Source organism: Nostoc sp., assembly GCF_036917975.1.
Classification (GTDB): domain Bacteria; phylum Cyanobacteriota; class Cyanobacteriia; order Cyanobacteriales; family Nostocaceae; genus Nostoc.
The window spans coordinates 196,227-213,273 of record NZ_JBALEJ010000049.1; the positions used below are offsets into that span (position 1 = coordinate 196,227).

Annotated in this window: 14 protein-coding genes; 8 read left to right on the forward strand and 6 right to left on the reverse strand. The window is 42.5% G+C overall.

Annotated features, from left to right (window positions below):
- The first annotated feature begins 699 nt into the window (after window positions 1-699).
- The 5 genes from V7K76_RS22030 to V7K76_RS22050 all read left to right on the forward strand — a co-directional run bounded on the left by V7K76_RS22030 (window position 700) and on the right by V7K76_RS22050 (window position 7,975).
- Entirely contained in the window at window positions 700-2,094 is a 1,395-nt protein-coding gene (locus V7K76_RS22030) for an NADH:flavin oxidoreductase (protein ID WP_334779694.1), read from the forward strand.
- Between the two features lie 66 nt (window positions 2,095-2,160).
- Entirely contained in the window at window positions 2,161-3,627 is a 1,467-nt protein-coding gene (locus tag V7K76_RS22035; protein ID WP_334779693.1) for a cytochrome c, read from the forward strand.
- Between the two features lie 31 nt (window positions 3,628-3,658).
- Window positions 3,659-5,095, forward strand: coding sequence for a cytochrome c (locus V7K76_RS22040; protein WP_334779691.1), 1,437 nt, complete (start codon window positions 3,659-3,661; stop codon window positions 5,093-5,095).
- A 7-nt stretch (window positions 5,096-5,102) separates the two neighbouring features.
- Complete coding sequence (locus V7K76_RS22045; protein ID WP_334779690.1) at window positions 5,103-6,383, forward strand: hypothetical protein; 1,281 nt, start codon at window positions 5,103-5,105, stop codon at window positions 6,381-6,383.
- Window positions 6,384-6,388: 5 nt separating this feature from the next.
- Complete coding sequence (locus tag V7K76_RS22050; RefSeq protein WP_334779689.1) at window positions 6,389-7,975, forward strand: GMC family oxidoreductase; 1,587 nt, start codon at window positions 6,389-6,391, stop codon at window positions 7,973-7,975.
- 169 nt (window positions 7,976-8,144) lie between these two features.
- Here the strand turns inward: V7K76_RS22050 and V7K76_RS22055 are convergent, their stop codons facing one another.
- Window positions 8,145-8,285: a hypothetical protein gene (locus V7K76_RS22055; protein ID WP_334779688.1), complete on the reverse strand. Its 141-nt coding sequence runs from the start codon at window positions 8,283-8,285 to the stop codon at window positions 8,145-8,147.
- A gap of 74 nt (window positions 8,286-8,359) precedes the next feature.
- Between V7K76_RS22055 and V7K76_RS22060 the strand changes: the two genes are divergently transcribed.
- Together V7K76_RS22060 and V7K76_RS22065 are read left to right on the forward strand one after the other, a co-directional pair.
- Entirely contained in the window at window positions 8,360-8,632 is a 273-nt protein-coding gene (locus V7K76_RS22060; protein WP_334779687.1) for a type II toxin-antitoxin system HicB family antitoxin, read from the forward strand.
- Window positions 8,610-8,840, forward strand: a complete 231-nt coding sequence (locus V7K76_RS22065; protein ID WP_334779686.1) for a hypothetical protein — start codon at window positions 8,610-8,612, stop codon at window positions 8,838-8,840. Before V7K76_RS22060 ends, V7K76_RS22065 begins: the two co-directional genes overlap by 23 nt.
- Window positions 8,841-9,292: 452 nt before the next feature.
- Here V7K76_RS22065 and V7K76_RS22070 read toward each other — a convergent pair whose 3' ends face one another.
- From V7K76_RS22070 to V7K76_RS22080, 3 genes are all read right to left on the reverse strand, one after another.
- On the reverse strand, window positions 9,293-11,869 hold the full coding sequence (locus V7K76_RS22070) for a tetratricopeptide repeat protein (protein WP_334779961.1): 2,577 nt from the start codon (window positions 11,867-11,869) through the stop codon (window positions 9,293-9,295).
- Between the two features lie 75 nt (window positions 11,870-11,944).
- On the reverse strand, window positions 11,945-12,391 hold the full coding sequence (locus V7K76_RS22075; RefSeq protein WP_334779684.1) for a hypothetical protein: 447 nt from the start codon (window positions 12,389-12,391) through the stop codon (window positions 11,945-11,947).
- A 345-nt stretch (window positions 12,392-12,736) separates the two neighbouring features.
- Complete coding sequence (locus V7K76_RS22080) at window positions 12,737-13,417, reverse strand: glutathione S-transferase family protein (protein WP_334779683.1); 681 nt, start codon at window positions 13,415-13,417, stop codon at window positions 12,737-12,739.
- A 322-nt stretch (window positions 13,418-13,739) separates the two neighbouring features.
- Between V7K76_RS22080 and V7K76_RS22085 the strand changes: the two genes are divergently transcribed.
- Window positions 13,740-15,293, forward strand: a complete 1,554-nt coding sequence (locus V7K76_RS22085) for a cation:proton antiporter (protein WP_334779682.1) — start codon at window positions 13,740-13,742, stop codon at window positions 15,291-15,293.
- Window positions 15,294-15,427: 134 nt separating this feature from the next.
- On the opposite strand, the gene V7K76_RS22090 is transcribed toward V7K76_RS22085, so the two are convergent.
- Both V7K76_RS22090 and V7K76_RS22095 read right to left on the reverse strand, forming a co-directional pair.
- A complete protein-coding gene (locus V7K76_RS22090; RefSeq protein WP_334779681.1) occupies window positions 15,428-15,988 on the reverse strand; it encodes a DUF3124 domain-containing protein in 561 nt (186 codons plus the stop codon).
- 291 nt (window positions 15,989-16,279) lie between these two features.
- Complete coding sequence (locus V7K76_RS22095) at window positions 16,280-16,957, reverse strand: potassium channel family protein (protein WP_334779680.1); 678 nt, start codon at window positions 16,955-16,957, stop codon at window positions 16,280-16,282.
- Window positions 16,958-17,047: the final 90 nt, after the last annotated feature.

Sequence of the window (17,047 nt, forward strand, 5' to 3'; positions counted from 1 at the left end):
ACCTTACTGAGGTTCGTTATATATGAACTTACTACACAAGTTTGCAAAACGTCATTAATAAACTTTTATACATTTCTAAACAAAAAATTTAAAAAATTGTAAATTTACAGTGGTTTGAATAACCAATTTGCTATGGTTATATGCGTTACTTACGTACTTGGTAATGTTTGTAACAAATCGTCAAGTGCTTCTTTTAAAGTTGCCTTAACCTGATCAGAGAAATAAAAAAGAGGAAAATTTTAGCTTTTTTTAAGAATTGCTCTGTAAATACCGTAGGTTTACAAATTGCAAAAGTCTTTATATAACTGTAAAAACCAATAAGGCTAAATACCCATGCTGAAACTTGGTAAGTAAATCTAAGTAACAAAAAATTAATAATTAGCGTTCCCATCCGAAAACCTGCACTGTGGATTTGTAGACATAAGAAATTGCCCTCGCAGAGACACTAGTACCGCAAGGCGGAATTCAAAATGACGCTCTCTACGAGACGCTAAAAGCGAACGCAGACTCGCTAACGCTGCGCTAACAAAATTCAAAATTCAAAATGAATACAGCGTAAGCGTTTCATTAATTTTGAATGGGTTGTTTATTTACGCCATGTTGTACTAAAAAAATATTTCTCTGGCGAGACTGTTAGTGCTACGAATAATTTTGACTTCTAATTTTATTGCCGAAAGAACACGAAAGAGAGAGGAACAAATGGAAAACGATATTATCTTTGAACCATTGAGATTTCGTAATCTCACAGTAAAAAATCGGATATTTCGCTCTAGTATTTCCGGAAGATGGGATAACTACGATGGTTCAGGTACTCAAGCCCGAATCAATTGGGAAGAAAAGTTTGCTCGTGGTGGTGTCGGGGCAATTATTACTTCCTTTGTTCCAGTCGCCATCCGGGGCAGAATTATGCCCAATTACGCCACAATTCACTCTGATGAAACCGTTCCTTTTTGGCGAAAAGTAGGAGAAAAAGTCCATGAATATGACTGTAAATTTATCTTACAATTAAGTCATTCTGGGCGACAGCAGGATATTGGCGGTGTCGAAAACTTAGGGAAAAAAGCATTAAGTTCTACTAGCCAAACCGAGCCATTCCACGGCTTTTTGTGTCAATCGATGACACTAGCAGAAATTAAAGAAACAATCCAATACTTTGCCAATGGCGCTAGACGTGTCCGGGAAGCAGGTTTGGATGGAATAGAATTGCATAGTGCTAATGGATATCTTTTTAACCAATTTCTCAGTTCTGGAATTAATGACCGTCAAGATGAATATGGTGGTTCATTAGAGAATCGAGCGCGGTTTTTGCTAGATGTTATTAGAGCAATTCGCAAAGAAGTAGGTAAGGACTTTCACCTACAATTCAAAATTAGTGCTGTTGATTATAACAACGCTGTCACCTTTTGGGAAAAACCAGGTAATACCATCAAAGATTCCATTCAAGTTTGTAAATGGGCAGAAGAAGCTGGGGCTGATGGCGTTCACGTATCAACTGGTAGCTTATTTCCTCATCCACTCAATCCCATTGGTGATTTTAATTTTGATGTCATTACTAGAACTTATGATACTATGTTGTCGAGTGGCGTAGAGACTACACGTAACTACATTTTATTTCGCAATTCCTTTTTGCATCCTGTTTTCAATCTTTTATGGAATCGAGTCAAAAAGCAATTGGCTCCGCAAGCATTTAGTGGTGACGATGTAAAAGACCCTAAAATCAAGCAATTACTGGCAGAGAACCAAGGCAGAAACTTACTAGATGCCAGAGAAATTAAAAAGCACGTTAATATTCCCGTACTATGTACTGGTGGTTTGCAACAGGCTTCTTATATTCGTCAGGCAATTAATGATAAGTATTGTGATGGTGTCACAATGGCTCGTACCCTAATTGCTAATAATGACTTAGTTAAATCTTTTCAAGCAGGTAAAGACCTAGCAGATAAACCCTGTACCTATTGTAATAAATGCCTACTGAATGTAACTGAAAATCCTTTAGGTTGTTACGAGCAGGATCGCTTCAATAGTTATGAAGAGATGATGGAAGAAGTAATGTCAGTCTTTCATCCAACTCAGTTTGCCAATTCATCTAAATAAAAAAGCGATGGGTATCAAATTGACAATTTCGCTTACAAATAATCTCGACAATATGGGGAGTGTTTCATGACTGAACAAACAAACCCTACCCTACTCCCGACCTCAATTAAGGGAATCTTCCGGCGAATTTGGGTTGTGATTGTCGGTGTTATTGCAGTAGCAGTATTTTTCCTTTGGCCTGTTTTCTCTAACTCTCCAGTGGATTATGCTGACATTGAAAACCACTTTAAATATGGTTCAATTGGCAGCGAACCCATCAATGGTATTCCTTACTGGATTTGGAAAGTTTTACCAGAATTATTCCCAGATAAATTACCTGGCAAAGGTTATGCTTCTCTGGGATTTATCAAAGAACCTGATCAAGATTTACCTGTAGGTTTTTCGCAACGGCGAGTATTTATTAATCGAGTTGGATTGAATTGTGCTGTATGTCATACAGGGACGCTGCGAGATAATCCTAATAGCGACCATCAAGTGGTTACAGCAATGCCTGCTAATGTACTTAATTTGCAGGGATATATCAAATTTTTATCAGCAGTTGGTCTGGATGAGCGCTTTACTGCCAACCGGATGTTACCAGAAATTGAAGAAATCAGTGGTGGTCTGAATCCCATTGAAAAATTACTTTATCGCTTCATTGCAATTCCCCAAACTAGAGATGCACTAATTAATCAGGCATATCGACTTAAGTTTGTGGAAGAACAACCAGATTGGGGGCCAGGTAGAGTAGATACTTTTAATCCTTATAAAGCGATTCAATTCCATTTCCCAATGGATAAATTGCGTCAGGATGAACTAATTGGTACTTCTGATTTCCCCTCAATTTGGAATCAAAGACCCCGCAAGGGACTAGAGTTGCATTGGGATGGTAATAATAGTTCTGTTGATGAACGTAATAAAAGTGCAGCCTTAGGCACTGGAGTTACACCCACAACGATTGATTTGCCTCGGATTGATCGAATTGCCGATTGGCTTTTGGAACTACCACCACCAAAATATCCCTACGAAGTTAATGAAACTTTAGCAGCCACCGGAAAACCGCTTTTTGAAAGTAATTGCGCTAGCTGTCACGCTTTTGGTGGGGCTTATACAGGCAAAGTTGTGCCAATTCAAGAAATTGGAACAGACCGACATCGCCTAGATTCATTCACTTATGAAACCATCTCTAACCAAAATACCTTGTATGCAGGTTATCCGTGGCGCTTTAAGCATTTCCGTAAGACTAATGGCTATGCAAATATGCCCCTTGATGGTGTTTGGTTACGCGGCCCTTATTTGCACAATGGTTCAGTCCCCACCCTACGGGATTTATTAGAAAAACCAGAGAATAGACCACAAGAATTCTATCGGGGCTATGACGTTATCGATAGAGCCAAAGTTGGCTTTGTCTCTGATGTTGCTGAAGAAAATGGTAAAAAATACTTCAAGTTCGATACAAAACTTGATGGTAACAGCAATAGCGGTCATTTGTACGGCGTTGATCTTTCCCCAGAAGAGAAAGATGCAATTGTTGAGTACATGAAGAAACTTTGAAGGACACTTTAGCAAGGAGAAACCTAAGTTTATGGCAATACTTAAGTCAAAATTAGGGAAAATAATCACCTCAATTGCTGTAGTTATTGTCCTGATTTTTGGGGTTGTGGGTTACGCGGGATGGTACAGTCTTTTCCGCGAAGCTCCTAGCGAAGTTTATGAGTTACCAGAGGATCATTTTAAATATGGTTCTATTGGTACAGAACAGGCGCAAGGTGTACCGTATTGGATTTGGTTAGTATTGCCGCGCATCTTTCCCGATAAGCTACCAGGTCCAGGAGGTTATACTTCTTTGGGAATTACATGGGAAGAAGGTAAAGAGCTACCAGTCGGTTTTTCTAAAAAAACCATTGGGTTTCCGAGAGTTGGGATAACTTGTGCTGTTTGTCATCATGCTACTTATCGAGAAAACCTCAAAGATAAGCCAACAATTATTGCAGCCGGGCCTGCTAACAAATTTGATTCTCAAGGCTATGTTCGGTTTCTTGGTAACGCTGCTAGTGACCCCAGATTTGAACCTGACTATATTCTTGATGAAATTAAATATAGTCATGAGTTTTCTTGGTGGGAAAACCTGCTTTATCGTTTTGTAATTATTCCCGAAACTAAGAAAGGATTGCTGCAACAAAAAGCAAACTTTGCTTGGACTGATTCTCGTCCCAATTGGGGGCCGGGTAGAATTGACCCCTTTAACCCTGTGAAGTTCACTACCTTAAAGTTGCCTAAAGATGACACCATTGGTAACTCAGATATGATGCCTCTGTGGAATCAAAAGCAACACCAAAACTTTGCTCTGCATTGGGATGGTTTAGAAACTTCATTGCGAGAAACGGTGCAAACTGGCGCTATTGGTGACGGTGCAACCAAAGAGTCTCTACCAGTGAAGGATCTCCAAAGGGTAGAAGATTATATTTCAGAATTACCACCTCCCAAATATCCGTTTGCAGTTGATCAGCAATTAGCTACACAAGGAAAAGAAATTTTCAGCAGTACTTGTGCATCTTGCCATGCCTTTGGCGGCGAAAGGACTGGTAAGGTAATTCCTGTTGCAGAAGTGGGAACTGACCGCCACCGTCTAGATATGTGGACGCAGCAAGGAGCAGATACTTACAACAAATTTGGTGATGGTTATCCCTGGGACTTCAACGAGTTGCGGAAGACTGATGGTTATGTATCTGTCTCTCTTGATGGTCTTTGGTTAAGAGCGCCTTATCTCCATAATGGTTCTGTGCCATCCCTAGAAGATTTGTTAGAAAAACCAGAGAATCGTCCCCAATCTTTTTACCGAGGATTTGATGTCTACGACCAGAAAAAAGTTGGCTTTATTTCCGAAGGAGAAGAAGCGGAACGTGTAGGTTTTAAATACGACATTAGCGTTCCTGCTAATAGTAACCAAGGACATCTCTATGGCACTGATTTACCTGCCAAAGAGAAACAAGCATTAATTGAATATCTCAAAACTTTGTAACTAAGCTATGAACAAATATGCTGTTTGGTTTCGCCGCATCGTCTGGCTAGGCGTTATCCAAGATTGGGCGATTGGCTTACCGGCGATTTTTGCACCGAATTGGTTGCTGGAATTACTTCACCAAAGACCTACCCAAGACCCAGTATGGACTTCCTTTGCTGGTTTGCTAGTGGTTCTGCTGTCGCTGTTCTACATTCCTGGAGCAAATGACCCCTACCGCTACACTCCCAACGCTGTATTAGCGACCCTTTCCCGTCCGCCTGGAGTTCTGTTCTTTTTCTTTCTTTACCCCAATATTTATCCTGCCTTCGGGATTATTGACTCAGTTTTGTGCTTATTCCAAATCCCATTGTTGATACTAACTATGCTCAACAACCCTCAAGCTTCTACCCCGGACAACGATGTTTTCGAGTATGACGGGTCTACCTACAAAGAAGTAAAAGAAGTTGGTTTTAGTGAACCCTATGGTGAACCCCTGCCTTACCAACAAGGTGTAGGATTGACAACTTTTGTCCAGTTGTTTAATGATGCAGCGCGGAATTTGTTCGACAGGCGTGATATCCGCCCCTATTACGATAAGCTAATCCACGCTAATGGTGTTTGCTATTCAGGTCTTTGGAAAATCACTGAGAATTCACCTTACACGGGTTATTTTACTAAGGGTTCAGAAGGTTTAGTATTTGCTCGTCTTTCCGTTGCTGGTGCTGGAATTAAACGGGGCGATCGCAGGGCCTTGGGTTTAGCTGGTAAAGTTTATCCTACCCTCAATCCTCACGAAAAGGTAAAACCAGGTAATTTCGTGACTGTCGATTATCTCACAGGCATCAAGACGAAGCATATCACTGATACTGAGTTAACCAATTTTCCTGATGTTGGCCCAGATATTGGTGCTAAACTTGTTAACCGCGTGATTTTCCGACTGGTAGATAAAAGACCAGGGTTTCGCCAAGTCTTTCCCATCTCTACCCTTGGTGTCGAACCAGGAAGCAAGGTTGTTACCCCAGACCTGTTTATGCTCAGAGTGGCAGAAGGCACACCTAAAATTGATGCAGAAGATTTCCGGGATGAATTGCGACTAGAAAAGTATCCTAACAATACCTTGGTCTACACCATCAACGTCAAAAACTTCGATGAAAAAGAGTGGACGCAGTTGGGCGTAATTGAATTGAATGACTATGCCATCTGCGAAGGTTGCGATAAACGGATACACTTTTGGATTCCCCGCGATATCCCAGTACCAAAAAGAGATAGCCTTGCCCGCCCTTCAGACCCCGTTGTGATTAAGTAAATCCTATGAGCCAGCAATTTGATGTCATTGTAATCGGTAGCGGCTTTGGTGGGTCAGTAGTTACCTGCCGTTTGGCTGAATCAGGAGCGCGGGTTTTGGTGTTGGAACGCGGTCGGCGTTGGACGAAAGACCAATACCCACGTCAAGCTAAAGATGCCTGGATTTATGAACACACCCAGCCGCAAAAACATAATGGCTGGCTCGATTTACGTTTTTTTAAGGGGATGGCTGTTGCTCAAGGGGCCGGGGTTGGTGGCGGTTCTCTGTGTTATTCCAGCGTGGTTTTAGAAGCAAATCCAACGCGATTTGAGCAAGGTTGGCCACCGGAAATTACTTATAGTGAATTGCAGCCTTATTACGATCGCGTGCGGAAAATGATGGGTGTCCATCCCATACCTCCAGGGCAACATACCCAACGGGCAAAATTGATGGAACAAGCGGCGCAAAAGGTAGGATATGGCGATCGCTATCAAAGTATGCCCTTAGCAATCTCCTTCGATCCAGACTGGAATTACCAACTGGAAGACCCATTGAATGAAAAGCACTCCCGGCAATTTGTCAATGCCCAAGGGCAAAAACAAGGTACTTGTATTCATTTGGGTAATTGTGATTTGGGGTGTGATGTCCATGCCAAGAATACCCTCGATTTGAACTACATCCCGGCTGGGGAAAATAAAGGGGCAGAGGTGCGATCGCTCCACTTGGTACGCTATATTCAACCAGAAGAAGGTGGTTATCGCGTTATTTTTGACCGCATTGAAAACGGGCAATTAATTCGTGGGGAAGAGAGGGGCAAAATAGTTGTCATCGCCGCAGGTTCCCTTGGTTCTAGTGAGTTGCTATTAAATAGCCGCGATAAGTACCGCACTTTACCTAAAGTTAGTCAGCAACTCGGTAAAAATTGGAGCGCTAACGCCAACGTTCTTACCCCCGATTTCTACGGCAAAGATGTTGAGGTTAGGCAGTCCATTGGCCCAACGATTACCGCAGGTATGGACTTTACTGACAGTAGCTTTGAGGGAGAGAGTTTTATTATTGAAGATGATGGCTTTCCCAATATGTTGCTGAATGCCATTAGCAGCAAGCTGAATTCTGGTAATTTCAGCCTATTCGCCCTAGCTTTACGCAACCATTTGCAGCGTGGTTTGGATGAAAAGAATCCCTTAAGTAACGTTATGGTTTGGCTAGGTGCGGGTGTTGATGCTGCCGATGGGCAACTTTCTCTCGGTCGTAACTGGCTCAAACCTTGGGAAACAGACTTAAAACTTGATTGGAATATCCAGCGCTCAAAGTCTGCAATTGATGCCATCTTGAATCTGCAAAAGCAACTTTCCCAAGTCAACGGCGGTAAACTTTATATTCCTTTTTACTGGTCAGTTCTCCGCAGTTTGTTAACAGTGCATCCTCTGGGAGGATGCAAAATGGGGACAACTGCTGAAGATAGTGTGGTCGATCATAAAGGAGAAGTTTTCGGCTACAAAAATCTTTATGTCGCTGATGGGGCAATTTTACCTCAAGCTATTGGACGCAATCCTTCTATGACTATTGCTGCTTTAGCAGAACGGGTGGCTCACTTGATGGTGAGCAACTGATAAGTAAGTCGGTGATAAAAATTCAATGTATATGAAGAAATATAAATTAGCTGTAGGGTGTGTTACGCCGTAGGCTAACTTCCTTGAGATTGTTGACGGTGCGTTGCGCTTTGCGACAACACACCCTACATTAAAATTCCTTAACATAGCTGGAAATATTAGCACCGACTTACTTACACTTGATAATTTTTGCTTGCGGGGGCGATCGCTCTTCATCATTGACAACCACATAATAGCGTAGGCGTAGTCCGCCCTTATGCGCTTGTAGATTTACACTTCTTTGTAGAGCATTCACTTTGAACACGATCATTCAACTGAGATAAGCCGTCAGAGTCATCAATTTTTTAATGTAAAATTAAACATGGCAGCACAACCCAAGATTTCATGACAATAAGGTTTATTCTGAGCGAATATGTTGACCGAGCGATCGCCCAGGCAATTTATGACAAGTTAGAAGATGGTACATTTACAGGTAGAATTCCTGTTTGCAAAGGAGTGATAGCCTTTGCATCGACTTTGCGCGAGTGCGAGGATGAATTACGCTCAATACTGGAAGACTGGATTTTGCTTGGGTTAAAACTGGGACATTCTTTACCAATGATTGATAATATTGATCTCAACAAGGAGCCAACCCTTGAGCCGATGGATACCGTGTAAACGTCGGGATTTTGTGAAGAAATTACGACGGATTGGGTTTGAGGGGACTTATTCTGGAACAAGACATCAGTTTATGGTTTATGGCCAACATCGTCTAACTATTCCCTCTAATGATGAGTATTCTGTACCGCAATTGCGGATGATGATTGGGGAAGTTGAGGTGATTCTAGAGCGGGAAATTGCGCTAGATGAATGGAATAGCCTTTAAGATTTGCAAAAGAAGCGATCGCTTGCAATTTACACTTCTTTTTTAGAGCGATTCCCAGCTTGCAGCTCAATGATATACCAAAATGAATGCGTGAATTACTTAAATGAGTAAGCAAACTGGGGTTTGAGAAAGTAAAAGCTCATTTTACTTGCGGAAAACACTAAAATGAGTAAGCAAACTGGGGTTTGAGAAAGTAAAAGCTCATTTTACTTGCGGAAAACACCAAAATGAGTAAGCAAACTGGGGTTTGAGTAAGCAAAAGCTTATTTTACTTGCGGAAAATACCAAAATGAGTAAGCAAACTGGAGTTTGAGTAAGCAAAAGCTTATTTTGAGTAAGTGAAATGGCATTTTGAGTAAGTAATCAGATATTTTTACTTAGTTCAATATGAATTTTAGTCTAGGCGATCGCGTTTTTCAGTTTTATCACGGTACGCTTTGCACAAAACTAGCTTATTCTGGATTTGGGGGGAGGCGATCGCGAAAATCTGCTAAATTTTTACGCACAGTAACAGTATTAGGATGATTTGCGCCTAACCGTTGCTCTAAAATATCTAAAGCTTGGATGTAAAGGGGTTCGGCTTCGCTGTATCTGCCTTGGTTACGGTAGAGTAATGCTAGGTTGTTGAGGCTAACGGCGACATCTGGATGTTCATCTCCGAGCAGTTGACGCCAGAGTGCCAAAGCTTGGATGAAAAGGGGTTCGGCTTCGCTGTATCTGCCTTGGGAGTTGTAGAGTGACGCTAGGTTGTTGAGACTTTGTGCGATATCTGGATGTGATTCTCCCAGTAGCTGGCGCCTGAGTGCCAAAGCTTGGATGAAAAGGGGTTCGGCTTCGCTGTATCTGCCTTGAGAGTTGTAGAGTAACGCTAGGTTGTTGAGACTTTGTGCGATATCTGGATGTGATTCTCCCAGTAGCTGGCGCCTAAGTGCCAAAGCTTGGATGTGAAGGGGTTCGGCTTCGCTGTATCTGCCTTGGGCACGGTAAAGTTCGGCTAGGTTGTTGAGCCTAGAGGCGACATCTGGATGTGATTTTCCCAGTAGCTTGCGCCCAAGTGCCAAAGCTTGGATGTAAAGGGGTTCGGCTTCGCTGTATCTGCCTTGGTCATGGTAGAGTGCCGCTAGGTTGTTGAGCCTAGAGGCGACATCTGGATGTGATTCTCCCAGTAGCTTGCGCGTGAGTGCTAAAGCTTGGATGTGAAGGGGTTCGGCTTCGCTGTATCTGCCTTGGGATTTGTAGAAATACGCTAGGTTGTTGAGACTTTGTGCGACATGTGGATGTGATTCTCCCAGTAGCTGACGCCTGAGTGCCAAAGCTTGGATGAAAAGGGGTTCGGCTTCGCTGTATCTTCCTTGGGATTCGTAGAGATACGCTAAGTTGTTGAGGCTAAGTGCGACAGATGGATGTGATTCTCCCAGTAGCTGACGCCTGAGTGCCAAAGCTTGGATGTAAAGTGGTTCAGCTTCGCTGTATCTGCCTTGGTCACGGTAGAGATAGGCTAGGTTGTTGAGACTTTGTGCGACATGTGGATGTTCTTCTGGTAGCAGCTTGCGCCTGAGTGCCAAAGTTTGGATGTAAAGGGGTTCGGCTTTGCTGTATCTTCCTTGGGATTCGTAGAGATTAGCTAGGTTGTTGAGGCTAGCGGCGACAGATGGATGTTCTTCTCCCAGCAGCTTGCGGTAGAGTGCTAAAGCTTGGATGTAAAGGGGTTCGGCTTCGCTGTATTTGCCTTGGGAGTAGTAGAGTCCTGCTAGGTTGTTAAGGCTAGTGGCGATATCTGGATGTTCTTCTCCCAAGCGCTTTTTAGTGACTTTTAGACATTGTTCATACCAGGGTAAAGCTTGGTTATATAAACCTTGACCATTATAAAATAGGGCGTTACCGATGAAAGGCCAAATTAAATCATCATTGCTAAGGTATTGAATGAGATGATTCGCTACTTCAGCTATATGAGGTATGGCGGGAGAAACGCCGGTGATTTGCTCAAGGGTGGGTGTTTCAGGAATATCTTTGGCAACTGCTACCATTACCCGACAAAGCGATCGCTTTAATTCCTCTACCTGTTCTAAACCTGTAAGCTTATCTTGAAAAAACTCCCTTAGCAATGGATGCAGTTGATAGATTTTCTCACCCTTATATTGGAGTAGATGTAACTGTAACAAATCACGTCTGGCTTTTTTCCAATCTTGAGCCTCATCTGCTATTGTTATAGCCTCCACCAGTTTCCAAGGAATCGGAGCTAGGGCAAATAAACTCAGAAGACAGCCTAAAAGTTGGTCATTTTTTCGCAAACGTCGCCAACTCAACTCAAAAGCAGCAGCCACACCCAATTTAGCAGTCATTTCTGGTCGAGTTTCGTCTAAAGATTCATTCTTCAGACGCTCATTTTCCAGATATTGCAGCATTTCTGCTAAAGATAGCTCCTCATCACCTAACAAATAACGCCCGACTAATTCCAAACCCAAGGGCAAATATCCTAGCCACTTACAAAGTTTTTCTGCAACTAAGTGTTCGCGTCGCAGTCGTTCCCTACCAATTATGGATTCAAATAACTGCATTGCCGCTAGTGAAGTCAGCACATCTAAATCTAATCGCACTATTGGCGGCTGTAATTTTTCCCGTGTGGTAATCAACACTTTAAAGCGAGAAAATGGCGGAGGTAGGTAGGGCTTAACTTGTTGATATTCTCCAACATCGTCTAATACTAGCAGCACATCACCTTCGCGCCAGTGCTGCCAGCAGTATTCCACTTGACTGGGTAAGTCTCCATCCAGATATTGTGGTGGGTTTAAGTCAAGTTGCGTTCTGGCAAACTGCACAACTTGAATGCCTACATCTCCAGTCTTTGCCAGCAACCAGCAAATTCCACCTTTGTAAATTTCACGGTGAGCCATTGCATATTGTAAGGCCAATTCTGTTTTACCCAGTCCACCCATGCCAGCGATCGCCGCAATTACCACCTGATTATTTTCCTGCAACATCTCATGCAGGTTTTGCAATTCCGCTTCACGTCCAATAAACTCCACCACCCCACTCACGGGTAAATTTTGCGGTGTTTCAGTACAGGGATTTAACTTTACCTGTTCCCGTTCAGGCGACTGTAGTCAGTTGTAAGTGTTGTGCTGTTGCTCAATTATTACTTGTTGGGCAATTGTTGATCCTTTCTCTACTTTGATCTGGTCTGCTAACTTAGCAAAGTTGTTGACAATTGATGGTTGCGACTCAATTTTTTTTGCTAATTTTTGAATTTCCTCAGCACTCCCAGATTGGTCATTGTTGGTTGCTGCTTCGACTTCTCGCACAGATTGAGCAATTTCGGTATCTGCGTCTGCTGCTGCTTTTAATTCCAGTACTGCTTTGCCATAATCTAACGGCTGCTGTGTTCCATCTGCTAGCAAGGGTAACTTATTCTTATTATGTAGCTGTTCGATTAACTCACGACTTTTGTCTAATGCAGCTTCCCCAAGCTTTTCGCCAGTTTTTTCTAGAGCTTTAGTTAAAACTATAGTAGCGATTGCTGTTGCAACTGCGGTCAATGTTACAGGTTCCATAATAATGAAATAGTTGATTGCAGTAGGATATACAAATACAGTTCTGTCTATTTCGGAAATATATCATAGATAATTAAACCCATATCCCGCCTGGCAATCAATTGCAAAGCTAATAGCCCAATCCACACCAGTGAAATTAAAATCCTTACTGTTCGGTTCAGACAAGAGACGCGATGAATCGCCGTCTCTACAAAACGATTGATTTATTGTAGAGACGGCGATTTATCGCGTCTTTATAATGCGATTTATCGCGTCTTTATAATGATTCATCGGATCTTTGCTCTATAATTTCCATCAAAAAACCTTAACCGAACCCTATTGAGTCTGGAAAAACAATCCGCGAAATTACGATTGGATGCGTTCAAACCAATCTTTAACATGAGAATATGATAAAATCCGCTCTTTAAGCGGACTAGTACGAAGTATCTCATCTATTTGTGCAGCGACAGCTAAATCCGCTATGCTCTGATGGCTTCCCACTAACCAATCTTGCTGACTGAGGATGGTATCAAGGTTGCCGAGATGGTTGAAAAACTTTTTTTCAACGCGGTTCTTGTCGATGCGACCGATTCCTTGAGCATTCAATTGCTTTTCGTAGGTGTAGCGAGCCAGAGGAGCAAAGATTACTTGCTCAAACTTTGATCGTCCTTTACATAATAAGCTGTTCGCTAGCTGGAGAGCATCTGGATAGCGGAAGCGAAAATATACTTCAAACCAGTACAATGATTCATCTGCCCAGTCTTCCCACAAATAGGCTTGTGCTAAATCTTTGCTATCTGCGGGGTAAAGTGGATGTTCTGGATGTCGGGCTTCCAAAAATTCTGCAATTTCCGAGCTGTCTTGAATCTTCTCACCATCGTATTCAATCACGGGAAGCTTGCCCACAGATGACAATCGGGAAGCTGCCACTGCCAGCAGACCATTATAGTTGACAACAGAATAGGCGAGATGCTTGTGCTTAAGAATCTTACGAACCTTGTTACAAAAGGGAGAAACTTCCCATTGATGCAGGATGATTTTTGGCATCGCGCTCACCGATATTTTTGAATGTCGATAGATTGGGGATTGGGGACTGGGGATTGGGGATTGGGAAGTCTTAAAAAAGAGAAGGCGATCGCTGTTTGATGTTAATACTGAGGGTTAGAGGAAAGATTGTCTAGAGTTATCTACAAATTTTTATATTAGCAGTAGCGATCGCCTTTACTCTGAGTTAACTGCTGGATTACCCAGCTACGGTAGCGAGGTACTGCCCCATTCAGTTCTGAACCCACATCCTAAAGTTGCTAATTTGGCATGAATGAGGGGAGAATTTATCAGTCAAGTCAAAATACCTTTCCAAAACGTAATAGTGGATGTTACCGAATTAGTCAAAGTTTCAATTATTCTCTTACTTGTTGCTACCGGTGTAGCTATGCTCTCCCGGCGGCTGCGAATTCCTTATGTTACAGGTTTAGTATTAGCAGGTTTGCCAATTACTGAGCTATTATCTCGTCGGGTTGGTTTAAGTCCAACCCTTGTTTTGGATCTTTTCTTACCAATTCTCATCTTTGAAGCTGGTATTAATACAGATGTCAGCCGCCTACGCAGCACCTTTAAACCAATTGCCCTATTAGCTGGGCCTGGGGCTTTGCTTTCCAGTGGTATTATTGCTGTCCTGTTAAAATTTGGGCTGGGGCTGGATTGGATACCTGCGTTATTTGTCGGAGTAATGCTGGCAAACACTGATACAGTTTCCATGATTGCCGTCTTTAAGGATATACCAGTACCTTCGCGGCTTTCTACCATCGTTGAAGGAGAAACTTTATTTAACGATGCCGCTGCCCTAGTTTCCTTCAACCTGATTGTACAAGTATATTCAACAGGCTCACTCACATTTGTAGAGGGAATCCAACAACTGCTATTTATCTCTCTAGGAGGCTGCGTTGTCGGGTTAGTTTTAGGCTACCTGAGTATACCCGTATTCGCCCGTTTAGATGATGCTCTTAGTAGTCTTTTACTGACAGTCGCAGTTGCATTAGGAACTTTTCAGGCTGGGCAATTTCTTGGTGTGTCAGGCCCCGTGGCTGTAGTTGTTGCTGGATTAATTTTCGGGAATCTAGGACTTTCTCGCAATACCTCTGCTTCTAGCCGCATCACTTTATTGAGTTTCTGGGAATATGCCAGTTTTACGGTCAACACCTTTATTTTTCTATTAATTGGTGTAGAAATAAACTTGGTAACGCTCTGGAAAACTTTACCTGCAATTTTACTTGCAGTTTTGGCTTATCAAGTCGGGCGAGTTCTTACAGTCTATCCGCTACTAGCTGTGGTTCGTTGGATTGACCGCCCAATTCCGCTACGCTGGCAACATTTACTGTTTTTAGGCAACATCAAAGGTTCGCTATCAATGGCTCTGGCGTTGAGCTTACCTGCCACATTGCCAGGGCGAGAAGTTTTGATAGCTATAGTCTTCGGCTGTGTGCTGGTGTCCTTAGTGGGACAGGGTTTAAGTTTGCCTTGGGTAGTAAAACGCTTAAAGTTAACTAAATTTTCCGAAATTCAACAACAGGTTGAAGAATTACAAGCTCAGTTGATAACGGGTAAGGCAGCACAGGATGAATTAGATAGTCTGTTGAAATCAGGGGTGTTACCAAAAGCGGTTTATGAAGAGATGCGTTCAGGTTATCAGGTGCGAATTGCCGGTGCAGAAAAGACGCTACGGGAACTATATAATCGCCGCCCTGATGAGGTGGAAGGCGAAAGTGGCAAGAGCAGTAAACTTGAAGCGATTCGCCGACGTTTACTCTTAGCAGAAAAAGGAGCGCTCAATGAGGCGATGCGGAAGCGAATTCTCTCGGAAGAAATTGTGCGTGGACGGATACAGACTCTTGATGAGCAATTGTTGAAATTGGAAGATGATTAATATTGGGGCATTGGGCATTGGGCATTGGGCATGGTTTGAGTTTTGTGAGGTTAAGACAAGAGACGCGATGAATCGCCGTCTCTACAATAATTAGTGTTTCGTGGAAACTAGGAATGAAGAAACTTAATTACGAATTATTTTAAAGGCGATCGCTTATCGTTATTTTGGCTTTTAATTACTCTACCAGGACTAACAAAGGAAATTCCCTGTTGAAAGTCAGTACCAATCATGACTGCCTCTACTATAGGTTCGGATATTTCTGTTTGGGCTACCCATTCGACAATAAAGTTTGCGCCTAAACCTCCACTGGTATCATTTCTATTGATAAAAAAATCTGTAGAAGCCAGGGCATCAAGTTGAATAGGGCGCTCTAAATACTGCTTCACTAATTTTCCTTCTGAGTTGTAGTAGCGCACAGAGGTAATAATAATCGGATTGGTCAAATCTGTATTCCGAATACTGAGTGTAACAGCTAACTCAAAAATCTCCTGGCGATTGTAATGATAGATATGAGAATAAACTGGGACATAAAGAGTTTGACTGCTAGCTATCTTAAAATTCTTATCCAGCGTCACTGCTTTTTGCACCGGGGTTGCTTGAATAGCACTAGGTTGTGACTTGGGTGGAATATTTGTGGATTCACAAGATGCCAGAATAATAGCGATCGCTAAATAAATATATCGATACGGCTTCATCAAAACTCACCAATTTTTTTATATGTGTAGCTAACCCTACCTAATAAAACAGGAATCAGAATTCAGAATTCAGAATTCAGAATACTATACCCATAAAGGGATAGAGTTTTAAGGTGAGAATATTTTAATTTTGTTCGCCCACCATTCCACTCGCTTTTAACCAATATTCAGACGCGACTCGAAAATACTCGCTTGCCGCCGGCGCTATCACCCACTCGTACAGAATTCATACTGAATTCTGACTCCTGAGTTCTGAATTCTTCTTATAAACAGTTTAGGTAGGAACTATGCTCAACATCTTTGTTCAATAAAATCAATGACTTGATGTAAAGATCCTGGTTTAGTCACAATCAGCACAGTTGAATGAGGTTCCAGTATTGTACTACCGTTAGGAATTATCAAATCTTCGTGGGGATGGGATTGATAGCCAATAATTAGCGAACCACTAGGAAATTGTGAATCCTGAGCAATTTCGGCAACGCTACGACCAGCAACATAGCAATTGTTGGGGATGGAAAGTTTCAGAACCTCAATCTGTCCCTGCTCAAAATGCATCATTGATTCCACTTGCGGATACTCAATGGCATTCACCATTGTTGAAACTGATAGTTCAACAGTACTGATAACGTGGTTAGCTCCAGCTATCCGCAACGGTTCGGCAAAATCGGGGTGGCGCATCCGACTTAAAATATGGGTTACACCGTAGTGTTTCGCAAGAGTTACCATTGCCAAGTTTAAGGCATCACTTCTCAGAACCGCCGCCAAGGAACCAGCTTTGCGAATCCCAGCTTCTAACAATACTTCTGTACTCACAGCACTGCCTTCAAAAGCCATTGCTCCCACTTGTTCACGGGCGTAGCGGCAAGCGATAGGATCAATATCAATTACAGCAACAGTATGTCCTAGTTCTACCAGCTTTTGCGCCAAACTTAAGCCCACTAAGCCTGCTCCACCAATTAGTACGTACATGAATATTCTTAATGCTCCTTCACTCCACTCTCTAGGCTAACAAGGAATGAAGCTATAGCTTTTAAGCTTCCCCGCGCTAAAGCGACGGAG

Bases quoted from the DNA above. Each gene is read 5' to 3' on its own strand.
- V7K76_RS22035 (WP_334779693.1), top strand. From the start codon at position 2,161: ATGACTGAACAAACAAACCCTACCCTACTCCCGACCTCAATTAAGGGA.
- V7K76_RS22050 (WP_334779689.1), top strand. From the start codon at position 6,389: ATGAGCCAGCAATTTGATGTCATTGTAATCGGTAGCGGCTTTGGTGGG.
- V7K76_RS22055 (WP_334779688.1), bottom strand. From the start codon at position 8,285: ATGATCGTGTTCAAAGTGAATGCTCTACAAAGAAGTGTAAATCTACAA.
- V7K76_RS22030 (WP_334779694.1), top strand. From the start codon at position 700: ATGGAAAACGATATTATCTTTGAACCATTGAGATTTCGTAATCTCACA.
- V7K76_RS22060 (WP_334779687.1), top strand. From the start codon at position 8,360: ATGACAATAAGGTTTATTCTGAGCGAATATGTTGACCGAGCGATCGCC.
- V7K76_RS22080 (WP_334779683.1), bottom strand. From the start codon at position 13,417: ATGCCAAAAATCATCCTGCATCAATGGGAAGTTTCTCCCTTTTGTAAC.
- V7K76_RS22095 (WP_334779680.1), bottom strand. From the start codon at position 16,957: ATGTACGTACTAATTGGTGGAGCAGGCTTAGTGGGCTTAAGTTTGGCG.
- V7K76_RS22040 (WP_334779691.1), top strand. From the start codon at position 3,659: ATGGCAATACTTAAGTCAAAATTAGGGAAAATAATCACCTCAATTGCT.
- V7K76_RS22090 (WP_334779681.1), bottom strand. From the start codon at position 15,988: ATGAAGCCGTATCGATATATTTATTTAGCGATCGCTATTATTCTGGCA.
- V7K76_RS22045 (WP_334779690.1), top strand. From the start codon at position 5,103: ATGAACAAATATGCTGTTTGGTTTCGCCGCATCGTCTGGCTAGGCGTT.
- V7K76_RS22075 (WP_334779684.1), bottom strand. From the start codon at position 12,391: ATGGAACCTGTAACATTGACCGCAGTTGCAACAGCAATCGCTACTATA.